This window comes from Ruegeria sp. G2, assembly GCF_056533505.1.
Genome location: NZ_JBQFON010000002.1, coordinates 423,911 through 445,524, shown reverse-complemented (window position 1 = coordinate 445,524; position 21,614 = coordinate 423,911). Strand labels below are relative to the sequence as shown.

Genomic DNA, 21,614 nt, shown 5'->3' with positions numbered 1-21,614 from the left:
GAGGGCCTTCGTGTTAACTGAAAAGACTCTTTCCGCCTTTCTGCACCTTGCCGAGACGGGCAACTTTCAGGAAGCGGCCAAACGTCTGGGCGTCTCGAACGCGTCGCTGTCGCGCTATGTTTCGATGGCCGAGGAACAAGTCGGCTTTCCGCTGTTTCACCGCAAACGCGGCAACAGCGGACTGACGCGTGAGGGGCAAACATTCCTGCCGGTGGCAAAAACTCTGCAGGCGGATTTGAATCGCTGCGCTGATCAAGTGGAGCGTATCCGTCTGGATACCGGTCAAACCGTGCGGATCGGCTGTGGCCCTTTGACGCCGCGTACGCTGGTGCGGCCCGCGATTCAGGCCGCCTTGCAGCAATCCCCCGCATTCCGTTTCAGGGTGGATGTCAGCGCGCGGCAGGCACCGATCGAGATGCTCGAGAATGGTGAAATCGACATCTATCTGGGCGATCTGACCCATACGTCAGAGACCGATAATATCGAGCTGATGATGTTCGAAAAGCGTGCGGTGGTGTTTGCTGCCCATGTTTCACATCCATTGCATGAAACCGCCCCTGTAACCTTGAATGCGCTATTCTCGTATCCTTTCGCCTCGCCGCATCTGCATAAGCATTGGCGTGCGGCGATCACGCGGGCATTGGGCGGCAGCGACGATGCGGTTGAAAAAGTCAGAGCGTTGCCTCAGGTGGAAAGTGATGATTATGCCTTTCTGACGTCGCTGCTGACGGGCCCCGAGTTTGTTGTCGGCGGGATGCCTGAAACCTTCGCCGAACTGGTCGCGGACGGATCGGTCAAGCTGATCGAGACCACGCCGCCGATTACCTGGAACATATGCGCTGCACGAAAGGCAGGACCGGGTCAGCCTGCCACCGAAGCCCTGTGGAAACAGCTTGAGGAACTGGCTGGTCAAAACCCTGGGTGATGCATTATTCACCCAAATGGTTGACTGAAACATGAAAGGGGTGTAATTCATCCAAATGGTTGAACGAGAGAGTCGCTATGACCTGGGCGCAATATTGAAGGCCGCGTCCGACCCGACACGCCGAGCGATTCTGACAATGCTTGCGCAGCAGGGTCCCTTGCGGGTGACGGATATCGCGCGACGCTTCGAGATGAGCCTCAATTCGGTATCCAAGCACATCAAGGTGCTGGAAAATGCCGGGTTGGTGCAGCGTCGGACAGAATGGCGCGAACATCTGATCGAGGTTCAGATGGATCCCTTGTCAGCCGTGGATGAATGGTTTGCCGGGCTGCGTTCAATTTGGGCGCTTCGGCTGGACGCCTTGGAAACTGCTTTGGAGGACCCAGAAGATGACGGAACTGTCCCTTGAAATAACGCGCGCCATCCCGCACCCGCCTGAAAAGGTGTTTGACGCGTGGCTGAACCCGGAAATGCTGGCTAAATTCATGCTGCCTGGCCCCAACATGACCGTGCCCGAGGCACAATCCGACGCCCAGGTCGGTGGCCGGTTCAAGATCATCATGCGCGCACCCGAGGCCGGAGACCTCCCGCATGAGGGCGAATATAAGGTCATCGACCGGCCCAACCGGCTGCAATTCACTTGGAACTCTCCCTACAGCCAGGACGATTCCACCGTGACGCTGGATTTCACACCCACTGAAAAGGGCACCAAACTGCGCCTGCACCACATCCGCTTTCCGTCACAGGAAAGCCGCGACAATCATGAAGGCGGCTGGACCCGAATCCTTGAATCGCTGGAGGGTGCGCTGTGATCAACTGGCTTGCCCTGGGCGCGGGCGTAATCGCCGCCTTTCTGTTGGGGTGGCTGGTCTACGGCCCCATCGGATTTCAGAAACGCTGGGCCGAAGGCACGCGGATCGATCCCACCCCACCCGCTTCTCCACCTCTGCCGCAAATGGCAGCCCAGATCGTGTTTTTGATCCTGCTGGCCTCAGTGATTGCCATAACTGAGACGACCAACAGCCTTGGGGTTGCGGTACTCGCCATCCTTGCAGTCGTAGCGCAGACGGCTTCGGTCGGGGCATGGGCGCAGAAAAGCGGCTTCGCCATCGCGGTCGATACTGGATATGCGTTTGGCTGCGGCGTGGTGATGATCCTGGCGCACGCGATCCTTTGATATATCGGCCCCTGCCCGGCTTGGGCAGGGGTTAGGCAATCCCCTGCCCCTTAAAAACTCCCGACTTTCCAAAGCTTGCAAACTGATGTATGGGCCAGTCATCTGAGACGTTGTGCCCTGACCCCGGCACTCGAATGGAAGATAAAGTGGGGTCGGCGGCAATGGGGCCGCCATGCAAACCGGAGACCCGCAGGGGCGGGAGTGCTCCGTTCTAGGATACGCATATGTTTGATGTAACGAAGAAATCTATGCAGTGGGGCGAAGAGACGCTCACACTGGAAACCGGCAAAGTTGCCCGTCAGGCGGACGGCAGCGTAATTGCCACGCTGGGCGAAACCAGCGTCATGGCGAACGTGACCTTTGCTCGGGCTCAAAAACCTGGTCAGGACTTTTTCCCGCTGACCGTACACTACCAAGAGAAATACTATGCCGCCGGTAAGGTTCCGGGTGGCTTTTTCAAGCGCGAGGCGCGCCCGACCGAGAAAGAGACGCTGACCGCGCGCCTGATCGACCGTCCGATCCGCCCGCTGTTCGTTGACGGCTTCAAGAACGAAGTGCTGGTGATGTGCACCGTGCTGAGCCACGATCTGGTCAATGATCCCGACATCGTTGCGATGATCGCCGCATCCGCCGCACTGACCATTTCCGGCGCGCCGTTCATGGGCCCGATCGCCGGTGCCCGTGTTGGTTTCGAGGACGGTGAATACGTTCTGAACCCGACCGTCGACGACATGCAGGACCTGCGCCTGAACCCCGAACAGCGTCTGGATCTGGTTGTTGCCGGCACCAAAGACGCCGTGATGATGGTTGAATCGGAAGCCTATGAGCTGTCCGAAGCGGAAATGCTGGGCGCGGTGAACTTTGCGCATGAGCAGATCCAGCCGGTGATCGACCTGATCATCTCGCTGGCCGAAGAAGCCGCAAAAGAGCCGTTCGATTTCCAGGCGCCGGATTACTCGGAGCTTTATGCTGCCGTTAAGGCCGCCGGTGAAGAGCAGATGCGCGCCGCCTTCGCGATCACCGACAAGCAAGAGCGCACCGCCGCTGTTGCCGCTGCCCGTGAAGCGATCAAGGAAGCGCTGACCGAAGAGCAGCTGGAAGACGGCAATCTCGGTTCCGCGATGAAAAAGCTGGAAGCTGGCATTCTGCGCGGCGACGTCGTCAAAGGCGGCAAGCGGATCGACGGTCGTTCGACCACCGATATCCGTTCGATTGTTGCAGAAACCTCGATGCTGCCCCGGACCCATGGTTCCGCCCTGTTCACCCGTGGTGAAACACAGGCGCTGGCCGTGACCACGCTGGGCACTGGTGACGATGAACAGTTCATCGATGCACTGCATGGCAACTTCAAATCGAACTTCCTGCTGCACTACAACTTCCCGCCCTATTCGGTTGGTGAAGTTGGCCGCGTGGGTGGCCCGGGCCGTCGTGAGATCGGCCACGGCAAGCTGGCATGGCGCGCCCTGCAGGCGGTTCTGCCTGCGGCGACCGACTTCCCCTACACGATCCGCATCGTGTCGGAGATCACCGAATCCAACGGCTCGTCCTCGATGGCGTCGGTCTGCGGCGGTTCGCTGTCGATGATGGATGCGGGTGTTCCGCTGAAAGCACCGGTTGCCGGTGTGGCCATGGGTCTGATCCTGGAAGATGACGGCGAATACGCCATCTTGTCTGACATCTTGGGTGACGAAGACCACCTGGGCGACATGGACTTCAAAGTCGCCGGTACCGAAAACGGCATCACCTCGCTGCAGATGGACATCAAGGTCGCAGGCATCACGCCCGAGATCATGGAAAAAGCCCTGGCGCAAGCCAAGGACGGCCGGATGCACATTCTGGGTGAGATGGGCAAAGCCCTGTCCGAGACCAACGAATTCTCGGTCCACGCCCCGCGTATTGAGACCATGAACATCCCGACCGACAAGATCCGTGAAGTGATCGGTTCGGGCGGTAAGGTCATCCGCGAGATCGTCGAGGTTTCGGGTGCCAAGGTCGACATCAATGACGATGGCGTCATCAAGATTGCCTCACCCGACGGTGAATCGATCAAGAAGGCCTATGAGATGATCCACTCGATCGTTGCCGAGCCGGAAGAGGGTCAAATCTACACCGGTAAAGTGGTCAAGATCGTCGACTTCGGTGCCTTCGTGAACTTCTTTGGCAAGCGCGACGGTCTGGTACACGTGTCCCAGATCGAAAACCGCCGCCTGAACCATCCCTCAGACGTTCTGAAGGAAGGTCAGGAAGTAAAGGTCAAGCTGCTGGGCTTTGACGATCGCGGCAAGGTGCGCTTGTCGATGAAAGTCGTCGATCAGGAAACCGGCGAAGAGATCGTGCCCGAGAAGAAAGAAAAGAAAGAGGAAAGCGCAGAGTAATCTGCCTTTACTGTCTGGATGCGAGAGACCCCGGTTCAGGCCGGGGTCTTTTTGTCTTTATGATCCCCGCATAAACAGAAGCAAGTACTGCCCGCTTCGAACCTATGTGTTGGCGCGGAACTCTCATTCCAAATCCGCTCCGATTTGCAGAACAGTGTCGATAAATAGCTCCAGATCTTGCCGCTGCGTGCGGTGATTGTTGATCGCCACGCGCAAGCAATGCTTCCCGTCCAGGGTGGTATCAGAGGGAACCGCGATGCCGGATTCCTGAACCCGCAACATGATTTCTGTGTTGATTTCCCTTAGCCGATCTTCATCCGCGATCCCATTGGTATAGCGAAAGCACACGATGTTCAGATCCACGGGCGCGACGAGTTCAAGCCGCTGTTCGGCACTCACCAATTGCTGCAGATATCGCGCCTGTTCGATGTTCTGATCGATCAGACGGCCAAACTTTTCGACCCCGTTCTCTTTCAGTGACATCCAGATCTTGAGTGCTTTAAACCCCCGGCTAAGTTCAAAACTATAGTCGGCCAAAAACTTGCCAGCGATCAGCCCGCGTTCCTGAATTTGCAGATAGTCGCCGTGCATCTCAAACGTATCGAAATGGCGCTTCGCGTCCCGGACCAGAACGCAGCCAGCTTCGAAAGGGGTGTGCAGCCATTTATGCGGGTCCAAGGCGATGGAGTCGGCCAACTCTATTCCATCAACCAAATGTTTGTTGGCGGGCGCCAGACGCAGGAAAGCACCAATACAGCCGTCAACATGGAACCACATCCCTTCGCGACGACAGATTTCCGCGACTGCAGTGAGATCATCCATTGCACCGGTATTCGTCGTCCCTGCAGTCGCGATCACGCAGGCCGGTTTGATGCCATTGGCCCGGTCTGCTGCGATGGCGTTTTCCAACGCAGGGATGCGCATTCGATTGTGGTCATCGCTTGCAACCTCTGTCAGCGACTTTGCGCCATGGCCCATCGTCTCGAGTGCTTTCTGATGGCAGCTATGTACTTGGTCTGAAGAGTAAAACCTGAGGGGTTGCGGCATGCCCAATATGCCTTCGGCGCGAACGTCAACGCCGGCAAGTGCGTTTCGCGCCACATTCAGAGCCACCATATTGGCCATCGAGCCACCGCTGGTCAGAGTTCCACTAGCGTCCTCGGGAAAGCCCATCAATTCCTTGAACCAGTCAACCACCTGATTGTCGATCATCGCCGCAGCCGTGTTGCCGCCACCAAGGTTCGAACCGTCAACCGCAGCAATAAAATCGCCCAGTGCACCGGTGAAATTGGACGAACCCATATACCATCCCCAGAACCGTGGATGGATGTTGCCCATGGAATACGGGAACAGGTTTTCGCGCAGGTCGGCATAGACGGCATCAAGCGGCTGCGGCGTCATGGGTGCAGGGGATTTGAAGAAGTTTCGAACCGTATCCGGCATTTCCTGCCAGACATGCCGATCACGGACCTGGGACAAATGCCCGATCGCATCGTCAACCATCTGATGTGCAAGATTGCGCGATAGGGTCCAGTCTTCCGGATCCAGAGATTCTTCAAAATTGCCCATGTCAAAACCCCCAAGTGTTCAAAAGCGGCAAGTGTGGGGTGCACATGATACTTAGTCAATCTGCCTTGGATTCTGATCCTGATTTGGCCGGTCAATAAAGCTGTGAGACCCTATGCGCGCTTCATTAGAAAGGGGACTCCCACGGGGCCTCGGGTTCCGCTCACACCGTCCTTAGCCGCACTCAGGTGCTGGTTCGGTAAACCAATTCTTAACACTTATAAGTTGAGTTAGCTCAAAGTTAAGGAATATACGATATCCGGGAAATCGCTCCGCTTTGGCCTCGATCACCATCTATGAAATCAGCGGCGACCCGTTTGGCAATCCAAGCGTGACCATCACCGAAGGGTATCAGGTCGAAATCACCGATGATGACGGCCTTCTTGAGGATCCGGATGGAAACGGCGGCCAGCAGTTTAACACCAGTACGCTTCCTAACCTGGACAACTCGGGCAACCTCCAGATTTTCGAAGGTTACACGGCCACTGTAAGCGGGGCGCCAGTTACCTATACTCTGATTAATTTTTCAGGGACGCAATACATCGTCGTGACCTCTGGCGATGTTGAAGTCGGCGATGTTCTGACAGGCAACACGCTGGCGCAGAACCCCGCGCCGCCGGTGGCCTATGACAGCCTGCCTAGCTTTGTCTGCTTCACATCGGGGTCCTACATCCTAACTCCGTCCGGTCGCCGTTTGATTGAAGAGATCAAAGTCGGGGATCAGGTGATCGTCGCGGATGGCACCAGCCGGGCCGTGCGCTGGGTGGGTAGACGACGGCTGAGTGAGACGAATTTGAAGCAAACCCCAAAGTATTGCCCGATCCGGATCAATGCAGGCAGTCTTGGACCGCAAACGCCGTCGCGAGATCTGCTGCTGTCGCCGCAGCATCGGGTGGTCGTTTCGTCACCGGCAATGGAACTTCATCATAATCACTCGATGATGCTGGCGACTGCTAAATCTCTGGTCAACGGCAAGACCATCAAACAGCTGCCGCCGGGAGGAGGTGTCGAGTATATTCACATCCTGTTCGACCAGCATGAGTTGGTGAATGTTGAAGGGTTGTGGTCGGAATCATTTTACCCCGGCGACCATACACTCGACGTGATGAGTGTTGCGGTGAAGGAAGAGCTGTTCGGTCTGTTTCCCGAACTGCAGTCGGGTGCACGCGGCTATGGTGATACCGTGTTGCCGGTGCTGAGATCATTCGAAGTGCAGATTTTGCGCTCGGGTTTGTGCGCCCCTTCCGGGACCACACCAGCTTTTGTGCATTGAAAAAAGCAGGGGGCTTTTGCCCCCTGCCCGTCTATCCGTTTAGGACGGCGCTTTGGTCTTGCGCAGATAAGGGAAGATCGTCTCGAACTCGCCGAACTTTTCTTTCGCCTCATCATTCGATACCGCAGGCGGGATGATCACATCCTCACCCGGCACCCAGTTGGCGGGAGTTGCCACGCCCTTGGCGCTCATTTGCAGCCCGTCCAGTGCACGCAGGATTTCCGCAAAGTTCCGGCCCACGGTCATTGGGTAGGTCATCGACAGCTTCAATTGTTTGTCCGGACCAATGATAAAGACCGAACGTACGGTGGCACTGTCGGCAGGAGTGCGACCGTCTGGCAGATACGCCTCTGCCGGCAGCATGTCGAAGGCTTTGGATACGGCCAGCCCATCATCAGCAATGATCGGGAAGCCGGGGTTGGCGTTGCCATATGCTTCAATGTCTTTCTTCCACTTCTTGTGGTCTTCGACACCATCGACCGACACGCCCATCACCTTGGTGTTCCGCGCCGCCCATTCATCGTTCAGCTGCGCAACGGCCGAGAACTCGGTCGTGCAGACAGGGGTGAAATCCTTAGGATGCGAGAACAGGATTGCCCAGCTGTCGCCGATCCAGTCATGGAATTGGACGGTGCCTTGATCGGTTTCTGCTGTGAAATTCGGGACGGTGTCATTGATACGCAAACCCATTGGAAAACTCCTCTACTGTGAAAATCGTGAGTCGGTTGCAGCCAATCTAATCACTTACCGCAAAGGTTAAACCATTCATGTTGCCCTGTCAGGAAATTCGGTAGATACATAATTTGATCAAATTATGATTCTCACTTGCCTTGCACCAAGTCAGGTGACAGAGTGCACATGAAAACCGACCGGACGGTCGATTTATTTTTGCTCCGGAGGATGAGCCATGATCGAAAAGCGCGAGTTCTATATCGACGGCAAATGGGTTGCCCCATCAGAACCGAATGATTTCAAAGTCATCGACCCCTCGACCGAAGAGCCCTGCGCGGTGATCTCGCTGGGATCTGAGACCGACACGAATGCGGCGGTCGCTGCGGCCAAAGCCGCCCTGCCCGGCTGGATGGCCACACCCGTCGAAGAGCGCATCGGCTTGGTGGAAAAGCTGATCGACATCTATGCTACGCGTTCGGAGGATCTGGCGCAGGCGATGTCCATGGAAATGGGTGCGCCAATTGACATGGCGCGTACCCAGCAATCCGGTGCGGGCATCTATCACCTGAAAAACTTTATCCGTGCCGCCAAGGCGTTTCAGTTCGAACGTCCGCTGGGTGATCACGCGCCGAATGACCGGATCATCTATGAGGCGGTAGGTGTCGCTGCCCTGATCACGCCCTGGAATTGGCCGATGAATCAGGTCACGCTCAAGGTGGGCGCCGCCGCGATTGCGGGCTGCACGATGGTGATAAAACCCTCGGAACAGAGCCCGCTGAACGCGATGATTTTTGCCGAGATGATGGATGAAGCTGGTTTCCCAGCAGGCGTCTTCAATCTGGTGAACGGCGATGGAGTCGGCGTCGGCTCGCAGCTATCGGGGCATCCGGATGTGGATATGGTCAGCTTCACCGGCTCGACCCGCGCAGGTACTGCGATTTCCAAAAACGCTGCCGATACCTTGAAAAAGGTACATCTGGAACTGGGTGGCAAAGGCGCAAATGTGGTCTTTGCGGATGCCGATGAGAAAGCCGTCAAACGCGGCGTGCTGCACATGATGAACAACACCGGCCAAAGCTGCAACGCGCCCAGCCGGATGCTGGTGCAGCGTCCGATCTATGACCAGGCGGTTGAGACCGCCGCCGAGGTGGCCAACAAGATTACCGTGGGCAGCGCTGCTGAAGAAGGTCGCCATATCGGACCGGTGGTGAATGAGGTTCAGTGGACCAAGATTCAGGACCTGATCCAGCAGGGTATCGACGAAGGGGCGCGCCTGGTCGCTGGTGGCACCGGTCGGCCCGAGGGATTGAACAAGGGCTATTATGTACGCCCAACAGTATTTGCTGATGCAAACAATCAGATGACTATCGCCCGCGAAGAAATCTTTGGCCCCGTCCTGACCATGATCCCGTTTGATACCGAGGATGAGGCCATCGAGATCGCCAATGACACGCCTTATGGGCTAACCAATTATGTGCAGACCCAAGATGGCGACCGCGCCAATCGAATGGCCCGCGTGTTGCGATCCGGCATGGTTGAGATGAATGGCCAGTCTCGCAGTGCAGGGTCACCGTTTGGGGGTATGAAGCAATCCGGGAACGGACGTGAAGGCGGCGTTTGGGGGTTGGAAGACTTCCTGGAAGTGAAGGCCGTAGGCGGCTGGGCTGCGGAGTAAGCATCCATCGCATTTGACTTTGGGGGAGTGCGCTTCGCAGGCGCGCTCCGCTTTCATTTGGAAACGCATCCCAACGTCTCGGAACTGGGCAAACTTGAAAAAAGCCTTCTGGGTGACCATACCTGCCTGTTATGCAAATAGAAGAAGTCTGGCCAAACTACCGCGCACGTATCAAGGCGTTCCTGCATTCCAAGGTGGCAAACCCGGCGGATGTAGACGATCTTTTGCAGGAAATATCGATCAAGGTTTTCACAGGGCTGCCGGCACTCAGCGACCCTTCCAAATTGCAAGCCTGGCTGTTCCAGACTGCTGACCGCACAATCATCGATTTCTACAGAAAAAGCGCGCGGGCAAAGACCGTTGATCCTGAAGATCTTTGGTATTCCAGTGACGATCCAGGCATCCGTCAGGAACTGGAAAATTGCGTCGAGCCATTTATCCGCGGCTTACCCGCCGAGACGGCAAAGTTGCTTATGGACATCGACATCAATGGCATGTCCCAAAAAGAATATGCCAAGGCTCACGGACTATCTTATTCGACATTGAAATCCAGAGTTCAAAAGGGTCGCGACGACCTGCGTAAAGCATTTGACGATTGCTGTAACTGGACCATCGATATACGCGGAAATATCGCGGAATATCATTTAAAATCTGATAACTGCAAAAAATGTTGAGCCAATCTTCGTCTTTTTGATGCGGGCGCCGTCTTACAGGTGAACGTATCAAAAGGATAAAACGATGATCAAAATTATTAGCTTCAAAATCTGCCCGTTCGTGCAGCGTGTCACCGCTATGCTGGAAGCAAAAAACGTAGCCTATGACGTTGAATACATCAGCCTAAGCGACAAACCAGACTGGTTTTTGGAAATTTCACCGACGGGCCAAGTGCCTGTCCTGGTAACCGAGAACGGTACCGTGCTGTTCGAATCCGACGCGATCGTAGAATATATCGACGATGTCACAGCGCCATTGCAGACAAACATTTCGCCCGAGCAACGCGCAGTTAATCGCGCTTGGAGCTATCAGGCGACGAAACACTATCTGGTCCAATGCAGTACGATGCAGAGCGCCGACAAGGCGACGCTGGATGATCGCATCCGCAAACTGGATGCGTCGTTTGCCAGGGTAGAGAAACAACTGGGCGAGGGCTCATTTTTTGCCGGCGAAGAACTCGGCAATGTTGATATCGCATGGCTGCCGCTGCTGCACCGCGCGGCTATTGTCGAAAAACAAAGCGGTTATGACATGCTTGCGGGTTATCCCAAAGTGAAGGCATGGCAGCAGGCTGTGCTGCAAACGGGAATTCCGGCGAAATCCGTACCCGCGGATTTCGATCAGAAGTTCTCGGATTTTTATTTGGCCGAACGCACATGGCTTGGGCGAGGCGCAAACCTGAATGAAGCACCCAGCGCGCCTGCAAAATCCACCGGGAGCGGGTGCTGCGGATAGAATAGGAATGCTCCTGCCCTGCAATCGCCGGGCAGGAGCTCGCTATCAAACCGGTCGAATGGTCAGTTGAGGCTCTCCATTCGACGTGTGCCGGGTGGATCGACCATCCCAGCCAATCTCGCCGGTGACACGCTGCCGATAAGCCGAAAAACTATCGAACTGTACCACATCTACAGGCGCGTCGAACTGCAGGGTCACCCGCCGATGTGATCCATCACCCAAGATTGTCAGGCCACGGATTTCCGCAGTAAAGGGCTGACCCAAATATCGGCCCTCAACCCGGTCACCAATGCGTAGTTGCATTCGGTTACCGGCCAAGGCGTGCAGGGTGTTCCAATCGCGCACACCATGCTGATGTGCCAGCGATTCCAACGCCTCACTATGCGATAGCGTAACACCTGTATCTTGCAGGCGTTTGCGCAGGCGTTTTGCCTGCTCTTTCAGCTCCGCAACCGGAGCGATGTTTTGAGTTTGTGTCATGATGTGCCTCGTTTCCTTGAACGGGCGCGAAATCTGGACGGGGCTCGCATTGCCATCCGCGCGCCTGGAAAGGGCAACAGATGTGATTCAACCGGGTTTCACCAAAGCCAAAGGCTGCGAACGGCAGGGGACCCGAACCTGCCGCGCCTTTTGGCAGCCTCGGGTCGACCTGTCAATCAGGCGTCCGCCTGCGCAGCCTCAAAGGCCAGCATGGCGCGTTTGACCGGCAGCCCCCAGTGGTAACCACCCAAACCGCCCGATTTGCGTAAGGCACGGTGGCACGGGATCAGCCAGCTGACCGGGTTCCGGCCCACCGCCGTGCCCACCGCACGCACCGCTTGTGGCGAGCCAACCCGCTGCGCGATTTCTGAATAGGTAGTGACCTGTCCAGATGGGATGTGCATCAACGCCTCCCACACTTTGATCTGCAGCGGCGAGCCAATCAGATAGAGCGGGGTCGGCTGTAAGCGGTCACTTTCGGCGCCAAAGGCACTGAGAACCCATGGGCGCAGGCGCATCGGGTCTTCGACGAACTCGGCCTGAGGCCAGCGCGACAGCATGTCTTCCATCGCCTCTTCTTCACCTGTTTCAGCGCCAAAGGCGATGCCGCAGATCCCCTTGTCGGTCCCCATGACCAGAGCTGGGCCAAACGGGCTTTCAAACCAACCCCAATAGATCGTCAGACCCGCGCCTTTACGCGCGTATTCGCCGGGGCTCATGGATTCCCATTTCAGGAACAGATCGTGTAACCGCCCGCTACCGGATAATCCGACGTTATGCGCGGTCTCCAGCGTGGTAAAACGTTCGCGTAGCAGTGCCTTGGCATGGCCCAAAGTCAGGTATTGCTGATATCGCTTAGGTGACACCCCAGTCCAGCGCGAGAACAGGCGCTGGAAATGGGCTGGGCTCATATCCATTTGGCGGGCCAGCTCATCAAGGCTGAGTTTCTCTCCACCCTGATCGATCAATTCGATCGCGCGCCGCATGACGTTGTAATGATATCCGCTTTCTGCTGTCTGGATGTTCATCGGTCACCTCATCAGTTACAGGAACAGTAACTTGCCCCCGGCGATCTTGCGACCCGGAACCTGCGCTTTATCTTGTCAACTGAGTTGACGAATCAATCTGTGTGCCCCTACTATTCAGGTATGGAACACAGGTTGGATCAGCTTTATCAGGCAGTGCAGGCCGCCCGGCCATTGCTTCGGAACATCACGGCAGCCGTTGAGCAGGGCAGCCAGCGCAAAGGCGTGACCGTCGGACAACGTGCCCTTCTGGAAGGTCTATCGCTATTTCCAGGCGCGACCGCCCCGGTGCTGTGCGCCAAGCTGCAGCTGAAACGGCAATATGTCTCGCGCATCTTAAAAGAGCTGATGAGCGAACAGCTGATCGAAAGCCAACCCAATTCCAGACGTGCAGGCACCCATTGCTACCGACTGAGCCCTTCGGGCGATGCGACGATCACGGCAATCAGAGCGGATGAGATGACAAAGCTGTCACGCTTTGCACAGGATTTTTCTGCGTCAGAGCTTGCCGCTTACCACAAGGTTCAACTTGCCCTGACCCGGTACTTTGCAGACCTCGCCAAGGATACCTGACATGTCCGTCCTTTGGATCATAGCGACCGGGATAGTGATCGCCGTTTTATATATACTCCTGGAAATCCGAAAGATTGGAACTCCGACCACCGGGCCCAAAATAAACCTTGCATCGCGGCCTGAAACGGCACTGCTGGTGATCGATATGCAAACAGATTTTACCTCGATGTCCGCATGGGATGACGCGCAGATCGAGGGCGCCTTATCGGCGATCCGGTCGATGACGGATAGCGCCCATCAGTCTCGTAGGCCTGTGATCGTCATTCGGCATGAATTCGAAGGGAGGCTGGCGAACATGCTGAATGGTTGGTTCAATCAGGGGCGTGGCAATGCAGAATCAGACGGGATCGGATTGGATCCGCGTCTCGCGCTGAATCCGGATGCCGAGTTTGTAAAGTCTGTGGGTGACGCCTTTTCTTCGTCGGTTTTTGAGCAGTTCCTGGAAGAAAAACAGATCGGAACGCTGGTTCTGACAGGGTTGGACGGGTGTCATTGCGTGAACAAGACCGCGCAGGGCGCGCTCAATCGAGGATACCGGGTTCAGATCGATCCGGCAGCCGTTCTGGTGGCTGACCCGAGCCGATGGCACGGGATCAGGAATCAACTTGCAACGGCGGGCGTAGATTTCCGACCGCAGACGTAAGGCACAGGGACAAATCGACCAAGACCCGCACTTGAGCAAAACCAAAACGCACCTTTTCAATTGCGACCGCTTGTCTGGCAGGGCATTAAGGCTCGGATGGCCAAGCAACTTGGATACCACAAGATCCGCGAGATCTTTACGCGTTTTCACGACGCCGACCCTGAACCCAAGGGCGAGTTGGAGCATGTGAACGTCTATACGCTGGTCGTGGCCGTCGCGCTGTCGGCGCAGGCGACCGATGCGGGCGTCAACAAGGCCACGCGTGAGTTGTTCAAGATCGCCGATACCCCGCAAAAGATGCTGGATCTGGGCGAGGAGGGTCTGATCGAACATATCAAGACCATCGGTCTGTTCCGTCAGAAAGCCAAGAATGTGATCAAGCTGAGCCGCATTCTGGTCGAGGACTATGGAGGCGAGGTGCCGAACTCCCGCGCCGCGCTGCAATCGCTGCCGGGTGTGGGGCGCAAGACCGCTAATGTCGTACTGAACATGTGGTGGCGGTATCCGGCGCAGGCAGTAGACACGCACATCTTCCGCGTTGGCAACCGCACCGGTATTTGCCCGGGCAAGAATGTGGACGCGGTTGAGCGCGCTATCGAAGATAACATCCCGACCGATTTCCAGTTGCATGCACATCATTGGTTGATTCTGCATGGCCGCTATCACTGCAAGGCACGCAAACCGCAGTGCCCGACCTGTATCATCCGCGATCTCTGCGAATTTGAGGACAAGACTCTATGAAGACCTACCAACTGACGGGCATCGGAAACGCCGTTGTGGACGTGATTTCCCAGGCCGATGACAGTTTCCTTGAGCTGATGGGTATCGAAAAGGGCATCATGCAGCTGATCGAGCAGGAACGCGGCGAAGTGCTGTACGCCTCGATGGAAGGTCGGGTGCAGACACCGGGCGGTTCGGTTGCAAATACCATCGCCGGGGCGGGTGCATTGGGCCTGGATTCCGCTTTCATCGGACGCGTACATGATGACGCACTGGGCCGGTTCTATGCGGATGCGATGAACGAAGATGGGGTTGATTTCGTGAACCCGCCGGTGCCGGGTGGAGAGCTGCCAACCTCGCGCTCAATGATCTTTGTCTCGCCGGATGGTGAGCGGTCGATGAATACTTATCTGGGTATCTCCTCTGAACTGTCTTCTGAGGATGTCTCGGAAGATGTCGCAGGCAACAGCCAGATCATGTTCCTCGAAGGCTATTTGTTCGACAAGGAAAAGGGCAAGGCGGCGTTTTTGGAAGCTGCGCGCAACTGCCACAAAGGCGGCGGTAAGGCAGGCATCGCCATTTCTGATCCGTTCTGCGTGGAACGGCACCGCGTCGATTTCCTGCTGCTGATCGAGAACGAACTGGATTTTGTGATCGGCAACGAGGCCGAGATCAAATCGCTGTTCGAAACCGACGATCTGGAAGAGGCGTTGGCCAAGACAGCCGAGATTTGCCCTCTGGTCGTCTGCACCCGGTCTGGCGACGGGGTAACCGTATTGAACGGCGACGCGCGAATCGACGTACCGGTCGAAAAGGTTATCCCGGTGGACGCGACCGGCGCAGGCGATCAGTTTGCTGCCGGGTTCCTGTACGGTATGGCCACAGGCCGTGATTACGAGACATGTGCGAAGATCGGCAATGTCTGCGCGCGCGAGGTGATCAGCCATATCGGGCCAAGGCCGGAGGCGAATATGGTCGAGCTGTTGCGTGAGGCCGGGCTGGTTTGAGCCCATGTTGACCAATGCTGCATGCTGTACCAAGGTCGGCTTTGTAGATTGAGGCCCACTTTCAAGAGGAAACTGTGGAAAGCAAAACCCCAAAGGAGGACTTTCCGGCTATTGGCACCATTGAGAACCCAGCAATGTTTTTCGATGGCTCTGATCTGCTGCTTAGCTACGATATAGCTCCCGTAGCGGGAGGCGGAATTGCTGTCCTAAAGTTCTCGAGTGTGATTCATTTCGAAAAGAATCCGGTCAATGTAGAGGGTTTGCGTGACGCAAAGTATCCTACGAAAGCATGGGATTTTACGGAGATTTACGACAGCGACCGAACAACAAGATGGAAAGCTCTCTCGCCGCGCTTTTGGACGATATCGTTTAATGATGTCACCGTGGAGATCATCTTTTCCGAAGTCGAAATGATCCATGAGGCGCGACACGCAGAAAAACCACCTGAAGCGTTGGTTAGATTACTTGCCACATAGTGGTTAATCGAAGAACTCGTCGTCCTCGCTACGACTTTCGGACGTTACTTGCTACAGAGCGAAGGTCCACATTGTCCGTATAGCGGCCAATATTCAGACCTTCCGCTGCCGCTCCGTCGTCAGAGATTGACTGTCTGCAAACCGACACGCACTCAATGAAGTGAACTGTGGTCAAATCTCAGGCAAATGTCCTCGAAAGACCTCGACCACACGCGCATACACGTCTCGTTTGAAGGGTACGATTTCATCAACAAGCCGTGACGGTGTCTGCCACTTCCAGTGGGTGAATTCCGGGTGCTCAGTTGCGATGTTGATCTGATCATCCCGCCCCAGAAACCGCATCAGGTACCATTTCTGCTCCTGCCCGCGATACCGGCCCTTCCAGATTTTGGGCACAATGTCATGCGGCAAGTCATAGGGCAGCCAGCCGTCGGTCTCGGCGATGATTTCGACCAGATCTGCGGTCACGCCGGTTTCTTCCCAAAGCTCGCGCAGGGCGGCATCGAGCGGGTCTTCGCCCTTGTCCACACCGCCCTGAGGCATCTGCCAGGCGTCTTTGTGGCGGTCGTTACGCTGACCGACAAAAATCGATCCCTCGACATTCATTAGCATCAGCCCGACACAGGGGCGATAAGGAAGTTTTGCTATCTGGTCGGGGGTCATATGCGGCCTCATGAACATGCTTTTAAGCGTCTGTAGCAAGCACTGCGCAAAACGCAAAGGGAATGACGTTAGGTTTCGCGTGACAACGGTGACGCGAAGGTCAATCTGACGGACAAAGTCGGGAGGGAGAGTTTGCCATGACTGCGTACCCAAACATGCTGGCCCCGCTGGATCTGGGCTTCACCACGCTGAAGAACCGCGTGCTGATGGGCTCGATGCATACCGGGCTGGAAGAGACTGGCGACTGGAACCGTGTCGCCGAGTTTTACGCGGATCGCGCGCGTGGCGGTGTGGCCTTGATGGTGACGGGTGGAATTGGCCCGAACCTCGAGGGCTCGGTCCTGCCCGGGGCCTCGATGATGACCAATGAGACAGAAGTGGCAAACCATTCCATCGTGACCAAACACGTGCATGAGGCGGGTGGCAAGATCGCAATGCAGATTCTGCATGCGGGGCGGTACGCCTATGGGCCGAAATGTGTCGCCCCCAGCCCGGTGAAATCTCCGATTTCTCCGTTTCCGCCGCATGAACTGGACGAAGAGGGCATCGAAAAGCAGATCAGCGATATCGTCAACGCCGCTGTTCTGGCCCAGAAGGCGGGCTATGACGGGGTCGAGATCATGGGGTCCGAGGGGTATTTCCTGAACCAGTTCCTCGTGACCCACACCAACAAGCGCACCGACCGCTGGGGTGGGTCCTATGAAAATCGGATGCGTCTGCCCATCGAAGTGGTACGCCGCACGCGCGAAGCCGTGGGGACCGATTTCATCATCATCTATCGCCTGTCGATGATTGATCTGGTGCCCAATGGGTCGACCCATGACGAAGTCGTTGAACTTGCGCAGCGGATTGAGCAGGCCGGGGCCACAATCATCAACACTGGGATCGGCTGGCACGAGGCGCGGATTCCAACGATTGCCACCAGCGTACCCCGTGCGGCCTTTGCTTGGGTCACAAAGAAACTGATGGGCAAAGTTGGCATCCCGGTGATCACCTCGAACCGGATCAATACGCCTGAAGTGGCCGAAGAGGTTTTAGCGACCGGCTGCGCTGACATGGTGTCTATGGCCCGTCCGATGTTGGCCGATGCGGATTTCGTGAACAAAGCAATCGCCGGTGAGGCAGCGAAAATCGCCCCGTGCATCGCCTGCAATCAAGCTTGCCTGGATCATACCTTCAGCGGCAAGCTGACCTCGTGCCTGGTCAATCCGCGTGCCTGTCATGAAACCGAACTAGTGATCGGCGAGGCTGAGACGCGCAAAACGGTCGCCATTGTGGGCGCGGGACCGGCAGGCCTTTCCACCGCGATGACCGCCGCACAGCGCGGCCATGAGGTAACCTTGTTTGATCGCGCCGCTGAGATCGGTGGGCAGTTGAACATGGCCAAACAGGTGCCGGGGAAGGAGGAGTTCTGGGGACTGGTCGACTGGTACCGCACCATGATGGACGATCTGGGTGTGACGGTCGAACTGAACCGCGAGGTCAGCGCGGATGATCTCACCAGTTACGATGAAGTGGTCATCGCCACCGGTGTCACCCCGCGCGATCCGCAGATCCCCGGACAAGAGCAAGACAATGTGCTCAGCTATATCGACGTGCTGCGCGACAAGGCCGAGATCGGCAAATCGGTTGCTGTGATCGGGGCTGGCGGCATCGGGTTCGACGTCTCCGAATTCTTGCTGGAAGACGGCCACAGCCCGACCACGGACCTGCCTCTTTGGATGAAGGAATGGGGCGTCACTGACCCGGCCGAACATCGCTCGGGACTGGCACCCGAAGGTCCGCAGCCTGAGGCGCCCGCGCGGCAGGTCACGTTGCTGCAACGCAAAGCACAGCGTCACGGCAAGGGGCTCGGCAAGACAACGGGTTGGATTCATCGTGCGACCCTAAAGATGAAAGACGTTAATTTCGTAGGCGGCGTGAATTACGAGCGCATCGATGATGACGGCCTGCATGTGAGCTTTGGCGAAGCCCACGAAGACCCGACTGTGATCCCGGCGGATACGATCGTACTGTGCGCGGGTCAGGTCTCGGACCGTTCACTGGCAGATGAGCTAATTGAACGCGGGATAACACCTCATGTGATCGGCGGCGCAGATGTGGCCGCCGAGCTGGACGCAAAGCGCGCGATCAATCAGGGGACGCGGCTGGCGGCAGAGCTCTGACCAGCGGTTGCGCGAGCATTTTCAACCTGCAGGGTTGTCAAATCAGACCCCAACAGGCCGCTTCGTTGGAGGTGGTCTTTTTTTTTGGCCATATTGACTTGTATGGTACCTTGGTACATATGTACGCCATGATTGAAAAACCCGAACGCATCCAGACCGGAATACGAATCGAAAAACGCCTGCTGAAAGTCCTTAAAGGGTTGGCGGAATCTCTGGACATGTCCGTTGGTGACTTGATCGAGGGCATCGCCTTGCACAGTTTTGAGAACAAGCCGCCTTTCACGCCTCAGACACTGAAAAAGATCCGTCAGTTGAAAGAGGTCTACGATCTGGACTGGACCGCGGAGCACAGCCATAAATTCGCGGAGGCCAAGGAATGACCAAAACAATCCAAGTATCTGACATCACCGTGGCGTTCGAAGCTCATACGATCGACAATACGAAATTCGGGCATGCCCAGCATGTGCAAGTGGCCTTTGACCTGCTGAGGAAATACGATTTCATCGACGCGGCTGCGATCTATGCCAAAGGTATTCGCACGTTGGCGACAAATGCCGGTGCACCAGGGAAATTCAACCTGACAATCACGTACGCGTTCATGAGTCTGATTGCCGAACGTATGGCCCAAGGTCCGAACCATAGTTTTGAGGCTTTTATCGCTGACTATCCTGAGCTGATGTCAAAGAACGCTCTTGAGCGCTTGTATGCAGATGACAGGCTGAACTCTGATCTGGCGCGTGGTATTTTCCTTCTACCCACTGCCGCTTGAACGCGGTGCTTGTTCGCGATCATTCAAACTGTAATCTCGGATCACGGACGCCACACGCAGACGATAATCCTTGAACAACCCGGTGCGACCTTGACCTTGTGCAGCCCGGTGCCGGACAGTTTGGCGCCAGATGGCAACGGCCTGTTCATCCCGCCAGAACGACAGCGACAAGTATTTGCCCGGTGTTGACAGGCTTTCAAACCGCTCGACCGAGATAAAGCCTTCGATCTGGTCCAGCAGCGGGCGCAGGTCGGCAGCGATGTCCAGATAGGTCTGGGTTTCGGCATCGGCGGGTTCGACATCGAAAATTACGGCAATCATGCGCCATCCCCATGCGGGGTTGAGACGCATCTGAGCCAGGTCCGATCCTCGCGCGTGATGAAGCGTTCTTTTTGCGCAAAGGCATAATTCTCTTGCCCCAGTGGATCGGCTGACAAACGCGCGCGGTAGGCTTCGTATTCAGCAAGGTTAGGAATGTTGTAAATCCCATAAGCCAGTGTCGATGACCCCTCGTACGGTGCGAAATATCCGATCAGATCAGCCCCGCATCGCGGAATCGCCTGTCCCCAATTGCGCGCATAGGTCTGAAACTGCTCTTTTTTCGTCGGATCAATCTGGTATTGGATTATACAAGTGAGCATAGATGCCTCCAGTTGATGATTGGCAAAGAATAACCTCTTGGATGCGGCTTATGTTTCGACTATGGTCGAAGCATGCGAGACGGACCGGATATTGCACAGATCGCGGCGCTGATTGGCGATCCTGCGCGTGCCAATATGCTAACAGCACTGATGTCGGGCAAAGCGCTGACGGCTGGCGAACTGGCGCGTGAGGCCGGGATCAGCCCCCAAACCGCAAGCTCACACCTGAAAAAGCTGCTTGCAGGCAGCCTGGTCCGTGTGCGTGGACAGGGACGGCACAAATATTACGGACTGTCCGGAGAAGATGTGGCGCATGTGCTGGAAAACCTTATGGGGCTGGCTGCAGGACGCGGCCATCTGCGGACGCAGACCGGACCAAAAGATGCGGAAATGCGGTCAGCACGGGTTTGCTACAACCATCTTGCGGGCAGCCGTGGGGTGCAGATGTTCTCCGCCATGCAGAAACAAGGGTATCTTGAGACAACGGAAGACGCGGTTCACCTGACCGAAGAGGGCACTCAATTCTGCACCGGCTTTGGCATCGATCTGGAAGGACTCAGCCGCAGCCGCGCACCGCTTTGCCGCCCCTGTCTAGACTGGAGCGAACGGGAAACGCATTTGGCCGGCAAACTCGGCCGCGCCATGCTGACCCGCATGGAAGAGATCGGCTGGCTTGTGCGTATACCTGACAGCCGCATCATCCGCTTTACCCGAACAGGAGAAACTGAGTTCGACGGACAATTCAGCGCTTAACCACTACTCTACAGTGATTGTAATCACCTCTGAAACGATTGGCGTCGCGTGGGGTACATGACCCGCATCACCCAACACAAGCTGCAAAGCGTGTTCCCCCGGGCTCAATTCCAGCGTGACCTCGGTCTGGCCGCCGCCAAAGTGGATGTGGTTGTCATCTGCGGGCAGCCCATAGGCCAGTTCATCCGCGCCGTCTTCACCCTGCCCCAACGGAGGACGATCAACCAGAAGGTGATGGTGGCCCGTGTTCTCCTTTTCGGTTCCGGCAGGAGCAACACCCATCCCACTTAGGCCAAACACGATCGTGACGGGTGATTGTACGGTGTCTCCGTCAGTCAGATTTGCGAAATAAACCCTGGCATCAGGGTTTGACGGCGTTTCTCCCCCGGCCGACGCGAGAGTTGCGGACAGGCACAGGGCGGCAGCAGCAAATAGGGCTTTCATGATCTCCTCCATGGTCACAAAAATGCCATTCTCATCATAGCACGATAGAGAAAAAGTCCAGATATCGGTTATTTGTGTTGGGTGTTTGGAATTACAGCACGGCAACTTCGGCGTTTCCCAGTCGCAAACGATCCCTATCAAAA

The 21,614-nt window shown here is 56.4% G+C and carries 26 protein-coding genes; 18 read left to right on the top strand and 8 right to left on the bottom strand.

What is annotated here, in order from left to right; translation table 11 throughout:
• Positions 1 to 10 precede the first annotated feature (10 nt).
• The 5 genes from ACR0DU_RS06890 (at position 11) to pnp (ending at position 4,477) form a co-directional block, all read left to right on the top strand.
• The gene (locus ACR0DU_RS06890; protein WP_170780312.1) at positions 11 to 925 is read left to right on the top strand and encodes a LysR family transcriptional regulator; all 915 of its coding nucleotides are present in this window, start codon (positions 11 to 13) and stop codon (positions 923 to 925) included.
• A gap of 55 nt (positions 926 to 980) precedes the next feature.
• Complete coding sequence (locus ACR0DU_RS06885) at positions 981 to 1,334, top strand: ArsR/SmtB family transcription factor (RefSeq protein ID WP_010438614.1); 354 nt, start codon at positions 981 to 983, stop codon at positions 1,332 to 1,334.
• Positions 1,315 to 1,737 carry an SRPBCC family protein gene (locus ACR0DU_RS06880; protein WP_170776024.1) on the top strand — a complete coding sequence of 141 codons (423 nt, stop codon included), beginning with the start codon at positions 1,315 to 1,317 and terminating at the stop codon, positions 1,735 to 1,737. The genes ACR0DU_RS06885 and ACR0DU_RS06880 overlap by 20 nt, the downstream gene beginning before the upstream one ends.
• Entirely contained in the window at positions 1,734 to 2,102 is a 369-nt protein-coding gene (locus ACR0DU_RS06875) for a DUF1761 family protein (RefSeq protein WP_480873231.1), read from the top strand. Before ACR0DU_RS06880 ends, ACR0DU_RS06875 begins: the two co-directional genes overlap by 4 nt.
• A gap of 224 nt (positions 2,103 to 2,326) precedes the next feature.
• Positions 2,327 to 4,477, top strand: coding sequence for a polyribonucleotide nucleotidyltransferase (pnp, locus tag ACR0DU_RS06870; protein ID WP_480577975.1), 2,151 nt, complete (start codon positions 2,327 to 2,329; stop codon positions 4,475 to 4,477).
• 123 nt (positions 4,478 to 4,600) lie between these two features.
• Here the strand turns inward: pnp and ACR0DU_RS06865 are convergent, their stop codons facing one another.
• Entirely contained in the window at positions 4,601 to 6,046 is a 1,446-nt protein-coding gene (locus tag ACR0DU_RS06865; protein WP_480873230.1) for a pyridoxal phosphate-dependent decarboxylase family protein, read from the bottom strand.
• 274 nt (positions 6,047 to 6,320) lie between these two features.
• Between ACR0DU_RS06865 and ACR0DU_RS06860 the strand changes: the two genes are divergently transcribed.
• A complete protein-coding gene (locus tag ACR0DU_RS06860) occupies positions 6,321 to 7,316 on the top strand; it encodes a Hint domain-containing protein (RefSeq protein ID WP_480873228.1) in 996 nt (331 codons plus the stop codon).
• A 39-nt stretch (positions 7,317 to 7,355) separates the two neighbouring features.
• Here ACR0DU_RS06860 and ACR0DU_RS06855 read toward each other — a convergent pair whose 3' ends face one another.
• Positions 7,356 to 8,006 (bottom strand): peroxiredoxin, encoded by a 651-nt coding sequence (locus ACR0DU_RS06855; RefSeq protein ID WP_058274981.1) that lies wholly within the window; start codon positions 8,004 to 8,006, stop codon positions 7,356 to 7,358.
• A gap of 217 nt (positions 8,007 to 8,223) precedes the next feature.
• Between ACR0DU_RS06855 and ACR0DU_RS06850 the strand changes: the two genes are divergently transcribed.
• From ACR0DU_RS06850 to ACR0DU_RS06840, 3 genes are all read left to right on the top strand, one after another.
• Complete coding sequence (locus ACR0DU_RS06850) at positions 8,224 to 9,663, top strand: aldehyde dehydrogenase family protein (protein WP_480873227.1); 1,440 nt, start codon at positions 8,224 to 8,226, stop codon at positions 9,661 to 9,663.
• 131 nt (positions 9,664 to 9,794) lie between these two features.
• The gene (gene sigZ / locus ACR0DU_RS06845) at positions 9,795 to 10,337 is read left to right on the top strand and encodes an RNA polymerase sigma factor SigZ (RefSeq protein WP_480873225.1); all 543 of its coding nucleotides are present in this window, start codon (positions 9,795 to 9,797) and stop codon (positions 10,335 to 10,337) included.
• Between the two features lie 64 nt (positions 10,338 to 10,401).
• Positions 10,402 to 11,112, top strand: coding sequence for a glutathione S-transferase family protein (locus tag ACR0DU_RS06840; protein WP_480873223.1), 711 nt, complete (start codon positions 10,402 to 10,404; stop codon positions 11,110 to 11,112).
• Between the two features lie 45 nt (positions 11,113 to 11,157).
• Here ACR0DU_RS06840 and ACR0DU_RS06835 read toward each other — a convergent pair whose 3' ends face one another.
• The gene (locus tag ACR0DU_RS06835) at positions 11,158 to 11,592 is read right to left on the bottom strand and encodes a glyoxalase superfamily protein (protein ID WP_480873221.1); all 435 of its coding nucleotides are present in this window, start codon (positions 11,590 to 11,592) and stop codon (positions 11,158 to 11,160) included.
• 176 nt (positions 11,593 to 11,768) lie between these two features.
• Complete coding sequence (locus ACR0DU_RS06830; protein WP_480873219.1) at positions 11,769 to 12,620, bottom strand: methylated-DNA--[protein]-cysteine S-methyltransferase; 852 nt, start codon at positions 12,618 to 12,620, stop codon at positions 11,769 to 11,771.
• A 120-nt stretch (positions 12,621 to 12,740) separates the two neighbouring features.
• Here ACR0DU_RS06830 and ACR0DU_RS06825 point away from each other — a divergent pair, with 120 nt between their 5' ends.
• From ACR0DU_RS06825 to ACR0DU_RS06805, 5 genes are all read left to right on the top strand, one after another.
• Entirely contained in the window at positions 12,741 to 13,190 is a 450-nt protein-coding gene (locus ACR0DU_RS06825) for a MarR family transcriptional regulator (RefSeq protein ID WP_480434965.1), read from the top strand.
• Between the two features lies 1 nt (position 13,191).
• Positions 13,192 to 13,833 (top strand): cysteine hydrolase family protein, encoded by a 642-nt coding sequence (locus ACR0DU_RS06820; RefSeq protein ID WP_010438592.1) that lies wholly within the window; start codon positions 13,192 to 13,194, stop codon positions 13,831 to 13,833.
• Positions 13,834 to 13,929: 96 nt separating this feature from the next.
• Complete coding sequence (gene nth, locus ACR0DU_RS06815; RefSeq protein WP_480873217.1) at positions 13,930 to 14,574, top strand: endonuclease III; 645 nt, start codon at positions 13,930 to 13,932, stop codon at positions 14,572 to 14,574.
• On the top strand, positions 14,571 to 15,560 hold the full coding sequence (locus ACR0DU_RS06810; protein ID WP_480873215.1) for an adenosine kinase: 990 nt from the start codon (positions 14,571 to 14,573) through the stop codon (positions 15,558 to 15,560). The genes nth and ACR0DU_RS06810 overlap by 4 nt, the downstream gene beginning before the upstream one ends.
• Before the next feature lie 74 nt (positions 15,561 to 15,634).
• Positions 15,635 to 16,036 carry a hypothetical protein gene (locus ACR0DU_RS06805; RefSeq protein ID WP_480873213.1) on the top strand — a complete coding sequence of 134 codons (402 nt, stop codon included), beginning with the start codon at positions 15,635 to 15,637 and terminating at the stop codon, positions 16,034 to 16,036.
• A gap of 171 nt (positions 16,037 to 16,207) precedes the next feature.
• Here ACR0DU_RS06805 and ACR0DU_RS06800 read toward each other — a convergent pair whose 3' ends face one another.
• Positions 16,208 to 16,699, bottom strand: a complete 492-nt coding sequence (locus ACR0DU_RS06800) for an RNA pyrophosphohydrolase (RefSeq protein ID WP_480873211.1) — start codon at positions 16,697 to 16,699, stop codon at positions 16,208 to 16,210.
• 137 nt (positions 16,700 to 16,836) lie between these two features.
• Between ACR0DU_RS06800 and ACR0DU_RS06795 the strand changes: the two genes are divergently transcribed.
• From ACR0DU_RS06795 to ACR0DU_RS06785, 3 genes are all read left to right on the top strand, one after another.
• Positions 16,837 to 18,864, top strand: a complete 2,028-nt coding sequence (locus ACR0DU_RS06795) for a 2,4-dienoyl-CoA reductase FMN-binding domain-containing protein (protein WP_480873209.1) — start codon at positions 16,837 to 16,839, stop codon at positions 18,862 to 18,864.
• A 128-nt stretch (positions 18,865 to 18,992) separates the two neighbouring features.
• A complete protein-coding gene (locus tag ACR0DU_RS06790; RefSeq protein WP_029621703.1) occupies positions 18,993 to 19,244 on the top strand; it encodes a hypothetical protein in 252 nt (83 codons plus the stop codon).
• Positions 19,241 to 19,633 (top strand): hypothetical protein, encoded by a 393-nt coding sequence (locus ACR0DU_RS06785; RefSeq protein ID WP_010438577.1) that lies wholly within the window; start codon positions 19,241 to 19,243, stop codon positions 19,631 to 19,633. The genes ACR0DU_RS06790 and ACR0DU_RS06785 overlap by 4 nt, the downstream gene beginning before the upstream one ends.
• Here the strand turns inward: ACR0DU_RS06785 and ACR0DU_RS06780 are convergent.
• Complete coding sequence (locus tag ACR0DU_RS06780) at positions 19,616 to 19,954, bottom strand: antibiotic biosynthesis monooxygenase family protein (RefSeq protein WP_010438576.1); 339 nt, start codon at positions 19,952 to 19,954, stop codon at positions 19,616 to 19,618. The two genes, ACR0DU_RS06785 and ACR0DU_RS06780, sit on opposite strands and share 18 nt — an antisense overlap.
• A complete protein-coding gene (locus ACR0DU_RS06775; protein ID WP_010438573.1) occupies positions 19,951 to 20,274 on the bottom strand; it encodes an NIPSNAP family protein in 324 nt (107 codons plus the stop codon). The genes ACR0DU_RS06780 and ACR0DU_RS06775 overlap by 4 nt, the downstream gene beginning before the upstream one ends.
• Positions 20,275 to 20,346: 72 nt before the next feature.
• Between ACR0DU_RS06775 and ACR0DU_RS06770 the strand changes: the two genes are divergently transcribed.
• The gene (locus ACR0DU_RS06770) at positions 20,347 to 21,027 is read left to right on the top strand and encodes an ArsR/SmtB family transcription factor (RefSeq protein WP_480873206.1); all 681 of its coding nucleotides are present in this window, start codon (positions 20,347 to 20,349) and stop codon (positions 21,025 to 21,027) included.
• A 3-nt stretch (positions 21,028 to 21,030) separates the two neighbouring features.
• On the opposite strand, the gene ACR0DU_RS06765 is transcribed toward ACR0DU_RS06770, so the two are convergent.
• On the bottom strand, positions 21,031 to 21,471 hold the full coding sequence (locus tag ACR0DU_RS06765; protein ID WP_480873204.1) for a DUF4399 domain-containing protein: 441 nt from the start codon (positions 21,469 to 21,471) through the stop codon (positions 21,031 to 21,033).
• Positions 21,472 to 21,614 lie beyond the last annotated feature (143 nt).